Raw genomic sequence first — 11,432 nt, 5'->3', positions numbered from 1 at the left:
GAGGCTAGGACTTTTGTCCCAGCCTCCTTTTGGTATTAGATAAACAAACTAGCGGTTAGGATCAGATAGAGCAAGAAGGTGATCAGAAATCCAGCGCGCCAGAAGTATTTGATAAATTTAGGGTAATAAAAACTCTTTTTCTTTTTTAAGAAATAAACCGTTAGCCCCAAGGCCAAAAGCGAAAGACTCAAGGCTAGCAGTGGTAAGAGGCTGTGGTAAAAGGCACTGTCTGAGATCAGGTAGTACTCCAAAGCAAATAAAGGAAAGGCAATATCGGTAGATCGCCATCCTCTTTTTTGGAGTTTAAAGAGGTGAACAATGATGCCGCTCAGAATCAGCGTTAAAAAAATAAATAATACAGAAGCAACTTTGATTAACATAGCTTCATTCTATCATAAAACGAAAAAAAAGTTTACTATATTTTAATTTTTTCTTGCAAAAAAAGAGAAATCGTGTATAATAGAAAGGTATGCACAAAGCATACTTGTGGGAGGTAAAAATCTGTAATTACCGCCAAAACCACAAAGGAGGATTTAAGAAATGGCTAAAAAAGTCGAAAAACTTGTAAAATTGCAAATCCCTGCTGGTAAAGCTACTCCAGCTCCACCGGTTGGTCCAGCGCTTGGTCAAGCAGGTATCAACATCATGGGATTCACTAAAGAGTTTAACGCTCGTACAGCTGATCAAGCTGGTATGATCATCCCAGTTGTTATCACTGTTTATGAAGACAAATCATTCGATTTCGTTACAAAAACACCACCAGCTGCTGTTCTTTTGAAAAAAGCTGCAGGTGTTGAAAAAGGTTCAGGTACACCGAACAAAACGAAAGTTGCAACTGTAACTCGTGCACAAGTACAACAAATCGCTGAAACTAAGATGCCAGATTTGAACGCTGCAAACATTGAGTCTGCAATGCGTATGATCGAAGGTACTGCTCGTTCTATGGGATTCACTGTTACTGACTAATTGTAACAATCCTATTTGCCCGCAATACACTTGATCAAATGACGAGTGACGTGGGAGATGAAAATCGATATGACCACATTACAAGGAGAAAGATAAAATGGCTAAAAAAAGCAAACAACTTCGTGCTGCTCTTGAAAAAATCGACAGCACAAAAGTCTACAGCGTAGAAGAAGCTGTAGCTCTTGCAAAAGAAACTAACTTTGCAAAATTTGACGCAACTGTAGAAGTTGCATACAACTTGAACATCGACGTGAAAAAAGCTGACCAACAAATCCGTGGTGCAATGGTATTGCCAAACGGAACTGGTAAAACTGCTCGCGTTCTTGTATTTGCACGTGGTGCAAAAGCAGAAGAAGCAAAAGCTGCTGGTGCAGACTTCGTAGGTGAAGATGACCTTGTTGCGAAAATCAACGATGGTTGGTTGGACTTCGACGTTGTTATCGCTACACCTGACATGATGGCTCTTGTTGGACGTCTTGGACGTGTCCTTGGACCACGTAACTTGATGCCAAACCCTAAAACTGGTACAGTAACAATGGATGTTGCGAAAGCAGTTGAAGAGTCTAAAGGTGGTAAAATCACTTACCGTGCTGATAAAGCAGGTATCGTTCAAGCGATCATCGGTAAAGTTTCATTCGATGATACTAAATTGGTTGAAAACTTTAAAGCTTTCAACGACACAATCCAAAAAGCAAAACCAGCTACAGCTAAAGGTACTTACGTAACTAGCTTGACTTTGACTACAACTCAAGGTCCTGGTATCAAAGTGGACGTTAACTCACTTTAATTGAAATGAAAAGCTGCCCTCGGGTAGCTTTTTTTTGTACTCCATTTTTATTTGCTACAGTTGGTAAAACTAATCGGATGGAAAAAAGAAAATTTTGATAGATATGACTATATAAAAAACGTAATTTATGGTAAAATAATACAGATCAAAAAAGGAGAGAGAAAATGGTAGAACCTAAGTATAAACGTATCTTAATCAAGCTATCTGGTGAGGCTCTTGCCGGCGAACGTGGTGTCGGAATCGATATCAAAACTGTCCAAAATATGGCCCAAGAAATCAAGGAAGTTCATGAACTTGGAATTGAAATTGCCTTGGTGATTGGAGGGGGAAACCTTTGGCGTGGAGAACCTGCTGCTGAAGCAGGGATGGATCGTGTCCAAGCAGACTACACAGGTATGCTTGGGACTGTCATGAACGCTCTTGTGATGGCTGATTCGCTTCAACAAGTTGGCGTGGATACCCGTGTTCAAACTGCGATTGCCATGCAACAAGTCGCAGAACCATATATCCGTGGTCGTGCCCTTCGTCACCTTGAAAAAGATCGGATCGTGATCTTTGGTGCAGGGATCGGTTCTCCTTACTTCTCAACAGATACGACCGCAGCCCTTCGTGCAGCTGAGATTGAAGCAGATGCCATTCTCATGGCCAAAAATGGGGTCGATGGTGTTTACAATGCCGATCCGAAAAAAGATGCTTCAGCTGTGAAATTTGAGGAATTGACTCACCGTGATGTGATCAATAAAGGTCTTCGCATCATGGACTCAACAGCTTCTACACTCTCCATGGACAACGACATTGACTTGGTTGTCTTTAACATGAATGAACCAGGCAATATCAAACGTGTTGTCTTTGGTGAAAATATCGGTACAACCGTATCGAATAACGTAGAAAAATAATAGAAAATAGAGGAAGATTATGGCAAACCCAATCGTAGAAAAAGCAAAAGAAAGAATGACCCAGTCTCACCAAAGTTTGGGACGTGAATTTGGTAGCATCCGTGCTGGACGTGCAAATGCAAGTCTTTTGGATCGTATTTTCGTAGAATACTACGGAGTAGAGACTCCATTGAACCAATTGGCATCTATCACCATTCCAGAGGCGCGTGTCTTGTTGATCACACCATTTGATAAATCATCTTTGAAAGACATCGAGCACAGCATCAATGCTTCTGACCTTGGTATCACTCCAGCCAACGATGGATCTGTTATCCGCTTGGTTATCCCAGCTTTGACAGAAGAAACTCGTCGCGACTTGGCAAAAGAAGTGAAAAAAGTGGGTGAAAATGCTAAAGTAGCGATCCGTAACATCCGTCGTGATGCTATGGATGAAGCCAAGAAACAAGAAAAAGCAAAAGAAATCACAGAAGATGAATTGAAAGGTCTTGAAAAAGAGATCCAAAAAGTTACGGATGACGCTGTCAAGCATGTAGATGAAATGACAGCGCACAAAGAAAAAGAATTGATGGAAGTTTAATCCATCCCAACCATTACAGGAAAGAAAGACTCAGTTGGCACTGCTGGCTGGGTTTTATTTCCATTATTCTTGTGAAGAGGCAAGAGGAAAGAAGGAAACATGAATACGAATCTAGCAAGCTACATCATGGGAATGGTCATCGATGAAAATGATCACTTCTATTTTGTTCAAAAAGATGGCCAGACCTACGCGCTTGATAAAGCAGAAGGCCCACACCAAGTTGGAGAAAGTGTCAAGGGCTTTGCCTATACAGATATGAAGCAAAAACTCCGACTCACGACACTTGAAGTCACAGCAACTCAAGAAAGCTTTGGCTGGGGGACGGTCACAGAAGTGCGCAAAGATTTGGGAGTCTTTGTGGATACAGGGCTTCCAGATAAGCAGATTGTTGTCTCACTAGATATCCTACCGGAGATCAAAGATCTATGGCCTAAAAAGGGCGATCGTCTCTATATTCGCTTAGAAGTCGATAAGAAAGATCGGATTTGGGGGATCTTAGCCTACCAGGAAGATTTCCAGCGTTTGGCTCGTCCAGCCTATAACAATATGCAAAACCAAAACTGGCCAGCCATTGTCTACCGCTTGAAATTGTCTGGAACCTTTGTTTACCTTCCAGAGAACAATATGCTGGGCTTTATCCACCCAAGTGAGCGCTATGCAGAACCTCGTTTGGGAGAGGTCGTAAATGCTCGCGTCATCGGATTTCGGGAGGTGGACCGGACCTTGAATCTATCTTTGAAGCCACGCTCTTTTGAAATGTTGGAAAACGATGCCCAAATGATTTTGACCTATTTGGAAGCTAATGGAGGCTTTATGACCTTGAATGATAAGTCATCTCCAGAAGAGATCAAGGCAACTTTTGGGATTTCAAAAGGCCAGTTCAAAAAATCTTTGGGTGGTTTGATGAAGGCCAAAAAAATCAAGCAAGACCAGTTTGGAACAGAGTTGATCTAAGAGGAGGCTTATGCGAAAATCATTTTATACTTGGCTGATGACGGAGCGCAATCCTAAAAGCAATGCTCCTAAGGCCATTCTAGCAGATCTTGCTTTTCACGAGTCTGCTTTTCCCAAGCATACAGATGACTTCGACGAGGTCAGTCGCTATTTAGAAGAGCATGCCAGCTTTTCCTTTAATCTTGGCGATTTTGATGCGATTTGGGAAGAATACCAAGCCCACTAGAAAAGGACAGGTCGAGGATGGTTTTTTCTCGGCCTCTTTGTTATAATAATAGAAAAACACAGGTAGAGAGGTTCTTTATTTGCAAGAACATTCAGTTGAAATTACATTAACGCATCCAGACGATCTCTTTCATTTGTTTGGATCCAACGAACGCCATCTCCGTTTGATGGAGCAAGAATTTGGGGTGACCATTCATGCCCGGACAGAAATCGTCCAAATCATTGGGGAAGAAGAAAGCTGCGAGCAGGTTCGTCAGGTCATTCAGGCTCTCTTGGTCCTCGTCAACCGCGGCATGACCATCGGAACGCCAGATGTGGTGACCGCCATTACCATGGTGAGAAATGGGGAATTGGATAAGTTCATCGCTCTTTATGAAGAAGAGATTATCAAGGATAGTTACGGCAAGCCCATTCGGGTTAAAACGCTTGGTCAAAAGATCTATGTCGATAGTGTCAAGAACCATGATGTCACCTTTGGGATTGGACCAGCGGGGACTGGGAAAACCTTCCTAGCCGTGACCTTGGCAGTGACTGCCCTCAAGCGTGGTCAGGTCAAGCGGATCATTTTGACGCGTCCTGCTGTAGAAGCTGGAGAGAGCCTTGGTTTCCTACCAGGGGATCTTAAAGAAAAAGTAGACCCTTATCTACGTCCGGTCTATGATGCTCTTTACCAGATTTTAGGGAAAGACCAAACAACTCGGATGATGGAGCGGGAGATTATCGAGATTGCGCCTTTGGCTTATATGCGGGGGCGGACCTTGGACGATGCCTTTGTCATCCTCGATGAAGCGCAAAATACCACCATCATGCAGATGAAGATGTTTTTGACCCGTCTTGGTTTTAACTCTAAGATGATTGTCAATGGGGATACTAGCCAGATTGACCTTCCTCGAAATGTCAAATCAGGCTTGATTGATGCTCAGGAGAAATTGAAGAACATTTCTCAAATTGACTTTGTGCATTTCTCTGCCAAGGATGTCGTTCGCCATCCAGTAGTAGCAGAGATTATTCGGGCCTATGAGCACATTCCAAATCCAGTCCTCAAAGAAAAACCGGATGTGGAAGAAGAAGAATAAAAGAAAAGGCAAAGATCATCAGATCTTTGCCTTTTTTATGTTAGAAATTAAACCAATTCATCGATTGGGGTGAAGTCGCGCTCTAAACCAGTAGCAACAGGTTGGCTTGTGATATGGCCTTGGTAAGTGGTGACCCCTTGGCGCAGGCCTTCGTCGAGGGCAATTGCCTTGTGGAAGCCATTGTCAGCTAGGGATTCGACATAAGGAAGGGTCACATTGGTAAGGGCGATAGTAGAGGTACGAGCGACAGCCCCTGGGATATTGGCAACGGCATAATGGAGCACGCCATGTTTTTCGTAAACTGGCTCCGTATGCGTTGTGACACGGTCTGCTGTTTCGATAACCCCACCTTGGTCAACGGCCACATCGACGATGACTGAACCGGGACGCATTTGTTTAACCATATCGTCTGTCACTAATTTAGGAGCTTTAGCACCAGGAATCAAGACAGCACCGATGACAACATCGGCATCACGGACGCTGGCCTCAATATTAAATGGGTTGGACATAAGGGTTTGGATTTGATGACCAAAGACATCTTCCAGAACAGCCAGACGTTTGGCGCTGATATCTAAGATGGTCACTTGGGCACCGAGTCCAAGGGCGATACGAGCTGCGTGGGTTCCAACGACCCCGCCTCCGATGATGGTGACTTTCCCTTTGGGAACACCTGGCACCCCACCTAGGAGGACGCCTGATCCACCTTCTTGTTTGGTCAGGAAGTGAGCACCGATTTGCACGGCCATCCGTCCAGCAACCTCACTCATTGGCACCAAGAGAGGCAATTGTCCATCAAGGTCACGCACCGTTTCGTAGGCCACCCCTGTTGTTTTAGCTGAGACCATAGCGTCCGCTAATTCTGGAGCAGCAGCCATATGCAAGTAAGTGAAGAGCAAGAGGTCTTCGCGAAGGAAGCCGTATTCTTCAGCGAGAGGTTCTTTGACTTTGACCACCATCTCAGCGGCCCAAGCTTCTGCAGCAGTTGCTACAATAGTCGCTCCTTGTTTGGCGTAATCTTCATCGACAAAGCCAGAACCAAGTCCAGCATTTGTTTCCACCAACACTTGATGTCCTTTCTTCACCAAGCTTTGTACGCCTGCAGGTGTCAAACCGACCCGATTTTCGTTGTTTTTAATTTCTTTAGGAATTCCAATGAGCATTTTTGCCTCCTTGCTCAGATTTAGGTGTAAAAAGGCCATTGGTGTGAGATTGCTCTCTTGACTCAATGACCTTTTCACTCCTTATCTGATTGTTTTGATTGATTTTATTGTATAGAAAAGTGGGTTAAAAAGCAAGAAAAATTTGAGCTTGCCTTCCTTTAGGTTATTTGCTAAACTAATCCCTAAAGAAGGAGTGTCAAATGGAAAATTTATATGTGAAGTTAGCGGCTTATCTAGAAATAGAGACTGAGCGCTTGCACTTGCGTCCGGTCACTCTTGAAGATGCACCAGCTATGTTTGAGTATGCTTCTGATGAGACAGTTACGCGCTATACCTTTGCAACCAATCAAAGTATAGAAGAGACGCGTAATAATATTGCCCTCTTTTACCTAGCGAGCCCACTTGGAAGATGGGGGATCGAGCTCAAAGAAAATGAAAAATTTATAGGGACGATTGATTTACTGGATTTGGATCTTTGTCTGAAGAAGGGGAGTATTGGCTATGTTCTGAATAAAGATTATTGGAACCAGGGTCTTGCGACAGAGGCTACCAAGGCAGTCATTGCCTTGGCTTTTGAACAGTTAGGAATGAACAAGCTCATTGCTGTTCATGATAAGGACAATCCAGCTTCTGGCCGGGTGATGGCTAAATCAGGTATGAAATATTCTCACGAGGAGCCCTACGCGATGCTAGACTTGCATGAAGAGGGGCGAATGGTGACAAGAGTCCACTATGTCCTCACGAAGGAAGAATATTTGGCAGAAAAATGATTCAGGATATTGACAAAAGACCTATCTCCATGATATAGTAGATAGGTACTGCTGGTTTAGCTCAGTCGGTAGAGCGCATCCATGGTAAGGATGAGGTCGCCGGTTCAATCCCGGCAACTAGCATAGCAGAAGAGAGAAGCTTAGAGAAGATCTAGGCTTCTTTTTTTGCGAGTCTATCTTTAACAGTCCGGCTTTTTTCAACAATTTTCAAAAAAACGTTGACAAGCAAGGAAATCCGTGGTAAAGTTAGAACAACAAAGAGAAAGGAGAAAACCATCATGAACAAAGTAGATGTTTTGATGACACAATTGAATACACAACTTCTCCAATCTCAGTTGAGTTCTATGTAAAAATTGAATGAAACCCAAGATGGAGGAGTCTGTCTTGGGTTTTTTGTATGCATTTTTGCCTGCCTTAACTGAATTGGTGACAGGCATCAGAAGGCCCAAGTGTGGACTGAGCACCTACTCAGCTCCTTGCTTGGGTTTTTTCTGTTCCATTTTGAAAAGGAGAATATATGATCAGAGCTATTTGGGAGTATATCAGGGAGCGCAAGTGGCGATATGTGAAGATCGCTATGGTCCTGATTCTTTATGATTACACCTTATTGATCCCGACGCAAGTTATCCAGCGTTTAGTGGATCATTTGAGTCAGCAGACGCTGACGCAATCGAACTTTGTATGGGATATGGTCCTATTGGTAGGGTCAGCCATCCTCAATTATTTGACGGCTTTTTATTGGCAGTTGCGACTCTTTCAGTCGTCAGTCCATTTCAAGGCGACCCTTCAGGGTCAAGCGTTTCGTAAGCTAGTAGCCATGCGGCGTCCCTTTTTTGAGAAATTCCGTTCAGGAGATCTCTTGACGCGCTTTACGACAGATGTGGATGGGATGGCCGATATGGCTGGTTACGGGATGATGGTGCTCCTGTTTGGCGGTGGCTTGTTTGCCTTTATTATTCCGACCATGTTTTTCATTTCTTGGCAATTAACCTTGATTTCCTTTATTCCCATGATCTTCCTCGTCGTCTCTACCTATTTTTTGAGTAGAAAGCAGGAGGAGTATGTTGAGCAAAACCGGGAAGCAGTCGCTCAGTTGAACGATGAGGTCTTGGAGTCGATCGAAGGGATCCGGGTCATGCGGGCCTATAGTAGACGGGACCAGCAGGTCAAACAGTTTCAGAAAAAAACAGCCAGTCTCTCCAAAACAGGGGACAAAATTGCCTCTATCCAGTATTCTTTTGGACCTTTAGCCCTGTTGTTTATTGGATTCTCGACGGTCTTGCTCCTGCTATTTGGAGGCCAGTCCCTGGCAAGCGGGCAGTTGAGCCTTGGTAAGTTATTGGCTTTACAGCTGTATTTGGTCTTCTTAATTGAGCCTATGTGGATGATGGCGGACCTGATCTTGGTCTACCAGACAGGTCAAATGTCCTATAAAAAATTAAAAGAAGTGATTGATGAAACGGATGATCTGGAGCCAGATGGTCCTCACTACTTAGAGCAGATTGATTTGGTGCAGTTTAAGGACTATTCTTTCAGCTATCCTGGTGTTGAGCGAAAGAGCCTGTCAGGCATTGATTGGACCATTCAGAAAGGACAGACGGTTGGAATTGTTGGTCGTACCGGTGCAGGAAAGACTACCCTGGTTCGACAATTCTTGCGGCAGTACCCAGTTGGTGAGGGAGAGTTTTTGGTCAACCAGCAACCGATCGTGGACTACAACCGACACTCCATCGAAGAAAAAATTGGCTATGTTTCCCAAGAACATATTTTATTCTCCAAGTCTATCCGTGAGAATATAGCGCTTGGTAAAAAAGGAGCCAGCCAAGATGACTTGGTGGAAGCAGTAGCCCAAGCTGCTTTTGCGGATGATCTCGAGCGGATGTCTCAGGGAATGGACACCCTGATCGGTGAGAAAGGGGTCTCTGTATCAGGAGGTCAAAAACAACGGATTTCTCTGGCACGTGCCTTCTTAAGAGATGCAGAGCTCTTGCTGTTAGATGATTCCCTTTCGGCAGTAGATGCTAAGACTGAACAGGCCATTATTGACACGCTTCAAAAGGAACGAAAAGACAAGACGACCATTATTGTTTCTCATCGCTTGTCTGCTGTTCATCAGGCGGATTGGATCATCGTCTTGGATCAAGGACAGATTGTAGAAGAAGGCAGAGCTAGTGATTTATTGGCTCAAGAAGGCTGGTATTATGAACAATACCAACGGCAACAAAAACAGGAAGGAGAATAAGATGAAAGTTTTGAAACGATTATTATCTAGGATCACGCTTTATCCAACTGTCTTTCTTGCTGGCTTTATTTGCCTCTTACTAGCCACCATTTTTTCTGAATTGTCACCCTTTCTTCTCCAAAAGATGATCGATGGGCCTTTGACTGCACTGACCCACGGTGGAGGACAAGGGGACTTGCTTCAGATGGGAGCATTTTATCTCTTAGTCTTGAGCCTAGGACAGCTGATTAGCTACCTAGGAAATCGGATCTTACTGCATGGAAGTAATCAAGTAACCGCTAGTCTGAGAGACCAAGCCTTTCAAGTCATGCAAGGTCTGCCTATTTCTTATTTTGATGACAAGCCGGCTGGAAAGATCGCAACAAGAATTGTCAATGATACGGAGACCTTGCGGACCCAGTTTTATAACTCTTGTATGATACTAGTCATCTATTTGGTGCGATTTCTCTTTATCCTAGGGATTCTCTTTTACCTGAGTCCTATGATGGGGTTACTCTTGTGTCTAGTTTTTCCAATTTTCTATGGAATCCAGTATCTCTACAAGGTCATGACGGACCAGCCTATGAAGGATTTCTTTGATGCGAGAAGCGAGGTCAATACCCAAGTCAATGAACTCTTGCATGGTGCCAGTATGATTCAGCTCTATCATCAAGAGCCTGGTGTGGTAGAGGAGTTTGAAGCCACTACCCAGAAGATGCTAGGAGCCAATGATCGGATCCTCTTAGCTGATTCCATCGCTTCTTGGACCTTGACAGAATTGCTCAAGTTTTTAGTGATTGCAGGTATATTGACCATCGCTGGGATTTCTTTCCTACAGGGCAATATCGGTGTGACGGCTGGTTTCTTATTTATCAATATTAACTATGTGATTAATCTATTTGATCTCATGGCCAATCTCAGTCGTCAATTTCCGAATATTCGGAGATCCTTAGAAACGGGGAGTCGCGTCCTTGCTTTCTTAGACCAACCTTTGGAGGCCGATGGTGCATCGGAACTGAAGATAGAAAAAGCTCAAGTCGTGTTTAACGATGTTCAATTTGCCTATGAAGAAAGAAAGCCAGTTCTGAGAGATATTGCCTTTCAGGCAAGTCCTGGGCAAACCATTGCTCTTGTGGGTCATACTGGATCGGGTAAGTCTTCGATTATGAACCTGCTCTATCGTTTTTATGATCCTCAAGAAGGAGCGATTTTGATCGATGGTCAAGATATTCGCCAAGTCTCTCGTGAGAGCTTACGCAGCCATATGGGGATTGTTCTGCAGGATCCTTATCTATTTACAGGAACCATTGCTAGTAATGTGGCCATGAGTCAGGATCACATTGATCGGGAGGCAGTCCAAGATGCCTTGAAAAAAGTCGGGGCTTGGCCCTTTGTAGAGCGCCTTGAAAAGGGAATCGACCATCCAGTCGTAGAAAAAGGATCCGCCTTTTCAAGTGGTGAGCGTCAATTGATTTCCTTTGCGCGGACGCTCTATATGAATCCGCAAATTCTGATTTTGGATGAGGCAACTTCTCACATTGATACGGAAACAGAAGAAATCATCCAACAAGCTATGGCAGTCCTGCAAAAGGGCCGGACCACCTTTATCATTGCCCATCGCTTGTCCACTATCCAAGATGCGGATCAGATCTTAGTCTTATCTGAAGGACGTATTGTGGAACGTGGTAGATACGAGGAACTGGTTGCACAAGGAGGGATCTATGCCCAGATGAATGCCATCCAGCAAACAGTGGTGTAAGATTGTCCTGCAAAGAAAAAGATTGAAAACCAGCCTGTATC

12 protein-coding genes and 1 tRNA gene are annotated in these 11,432 nt (G+C 44.0%); 11 read left to right on the top strand and 2 right to left on the bottom strand.

Annotated features, from left to right (window positions below; genetic code table 11):
- Positions 1-35 precede the first annotated feature (35 nt).
- Positions 36-380, bottom strand: coding sequence for a DUF3397 family protein (locus HMPREF2685_RS08320; protein ID WP_049498640.1), 345 nt, complete (start codon positions 378-380; stop codon positions 36-38).
- Between the two features lie 160 nt (positions 381-540).
- On the opposite strand from HMPREF2685_RS08320, the gene rplK reads away from it, so the two are divergent.
- The 7 genes from rplK to HMPREF2685_RS08285 all read left to right on the top strand — a co-directional run bounded on the left by rplK (position 541) and on the right by HMPREF2685_RS08285 (position 5,481).
- Positions 541-966, top strand: coding sequence for a 50S ribosomal protein L11 (gene rplK, locus HMPREF2685_RS08315; RefSeq protein WP_003005369.1), 426 nt, complete (start codon positions 541-543; stop codon positions 964-966).
- 97 nt (positions 967-1,063) lie between these two features.
- Complete coding sequence (gene rplA, locus HMPREF2685_RS08310) at positions 1,064-1,753, top strand: 50S ribosomal protein L1 (RefSeq protein WP_003005355.1); 690 nt, start codon at positions 1,064-1,066, stop codon at positions 1,751-1,753.
- A 164-nt stretch (positions 1,754-1,917) separates the two neighbouring features.
- Positions 1,918-2,649, top strand: a complete 732-nt coding sequence (pyrH, locus tag HMPREF2685_RS08305; RefSeq protein ID WP_003005706.1) for a UMP kinase — start codon at positions 1,918-1,920, stop codon at positions 2,647-2,649.
- A gap of 19 nt (positions 2,650-2,668) precedes the next feature.
- Positions 2,669-3,226 (top strand): ribosome recycling factor, encoded by a 558-nt coding sequence (gene frr / locus HMPREF2685_RS08300; protein ID WP_003005165.1) that lies wholly within the window; start codon positions 2,669-2,671, stop codon positions 3,224-3,226.
- Positions 3,227-3,325: 99 nt separating this feature from the next.
- Complete coding sequence (cvfB, locus tag HMPREF2685_RS08295; protein ID WP_070466355.1) at positions 3,326-4,180, top strand: RNA-binding virulence regulatory protein CvfB; 855 nt, start codon at positions 3,326-3,328, stop codon at positions 4,178-4,180.
- Between the two features lie 10 nt (positions 4,181-4,190).
- Positions 4,191-4,406: a YozE family protein gene (locus HMPREF2685_RS08290; protein WP_003005127.1), complete on the top strand. Its 216-nt coding sequence runs from the start codon at positions 4,191-4,193 to the stop codon at positions 4,404-4,406.
- A gap of 79 nt (positions 4,407-4,485) precedes the next feature.
- Positions 4,486-5,481 carry a PhoH family protein gene (locus tag HMPREF2685_RS08285; protein ID WP_070466353.1) on the top strand — a complete coding sequence of 332 codons (996 nt, stop codon included), beginning with the start codon at positions 4,486-4,488 and terminating at the stop codon, positions 5,479-5,481.
- A gap of 47 nt (positions 5,482-5,528) precedes the next feature.
- Here the strand turns inward: HMPREF2685_RS08285 and ald are convergent, their stop codons facing one another.
- Positions 5,529-6,641 carry an alanine dehydrogenase gene (gene ald / locus HMPREF2685_RS08280; RefSeq protein WP_023918764.1) on the bottom strand — a complete coding sequence of 371 codons (1,113 nt, stop codon included), beginning with the start codon at positions 6,639-6,641 and terminating at the stop codon, positions 5,529-5,531.
- Positions 6,642-6,841: 200 nt separating this feature from the next.
- Here ald and HMPREF2685_RS08275 point away from each other — a divergent pair, with 200 nt between their 5' ends.
- The 4 genes from HMPREF2685_RS08275 to tetB(46) all read left to right on the top strand — a co-directional run bounded on the left by HMPREF2685_RS08275 (position 6,842) and on the right by tetB(46) (position 11,391).
- Entirely contained in the window at positions 6,842-7,411 is a 570-nt protein-coding gene (locus tag HMPREF2685_RS08275) for a GNAT family N-acetyltransferase (RefSeq protein WP_070466351.1), read from the top strand.
- A 50-nt stretch (positions 7,412-7,461) separates the two neighbouring features.
- A tRNA-Thr gene (locus HMPREF2685_RS08270) sits at positions 7,462-7,534 on the top strand.
- Positions 7,535-7,928: 394 nt separating this feature from the next.
- Positions 7,929-9,653 carry a tetracycline efflux ABC transporter Tet(46) subunit A gene (gene tetA(46), locus HMPREF2685_RS08260; RefSeq protein WP_070466347.1) on the top strand — a complete coding sequence of 575 codons (1,725 nt, stop codon included), beginning with the start codon at positions 7,929-7,931 and terminating at the stop codon, positions 9,651-9,653.
- 1 nt (position 9,654) lies between these two features.
- Positions 9,655-11,391 carry a tetracycline efflux ABC transporter Tet(46) subunit B gene (gene tetB(46) / locus HMPREF2685_RS08255; protein ID WP_070466345.1) on the top strand — a complete coding sequence of 579 codons (1,737 nt, stop codon included), beginning with the start codon at positions 9,655-9,657 and terminating at the stop codon, positions 11,389-11,391.
- Positions 11,392-11,432 lie beyond the last annotated feature (41 nt).

The sequence above is a fragment of the Streptococcus sp. HMSC074F05 genome (genome assembly GCF_001808725.1).
GTDB classification, from domain to species: domain Bacteria; phylum Bacillota; class Bacilli; order Lactobacillales; family Streptococcaceae; genus Streptococcus; species Streptococcus parasanguinis_I.
The sequence above is the reverse complement of the archived record's forward strand: the minus strand, read 5'-3'. Positions and strand labels throughout refer to the sequence as shown.

Coding starts and splice junctions, on each gene's coding strand:
- HMPREF2685_RS08320 (WP_049498640.1), bottom strand. CDS start 380: ATGTTAATCAAAGTTGCTTCTGTATTATTTATTTTTTTAACGCTGATT.
- rplK (WP_003005369.1), top strand. CDS start 541: ATGGCTAAAAAAGTCGAAAAACTTGTAAAATTGCAAATCCCTGCTGGT.
- rplA (WP_003005355.1), top strand. CDS start 1,064: ATGGCTAAAAAAAGCAAACAACTTCGTGCTGCTCTTGAAAAAATCGAC.
- pyrH (WP_003005706.1), top strand. CDS start 1,918: ATGGTAGAACCTAAGTATAAACGTATCTTAATCAAGCTATCTGGTGAG.
- frr (WP_003005165.1), top strand. CDS start 2,669: ATGGCAAACCCAATCGTAGAAAAAGCAAAAGAAAGAATGACCCAGTCT.
- cvfB (WP_070466355.1), top strand. CDS start 3,326: ATGAATACGAATCTAGCAAGCTACATCATGGGAATGGTCATCGATGAA.
- HMPREF2685_RS08290 (WP_003005127.1), top strand. CDS start 4,191: ATGCGAAAATCATTTTATACTTGGCTGATGACGGAGCGCAATCCTAAA.
- ald (WP_023918764.1), bottom strand. CDS start 6,641: ATGCTCATTGGAATTCCTAAAGAAATTAAAAACAACGAAAATCGGGTC.
- HMPREF2685_RS08275 (WP_070466351.1), top strand. CDS start 6,842: ATGGAAAATTTATATGTGAAGTTAGCGGCTTATCTAGAAATAGAGACT.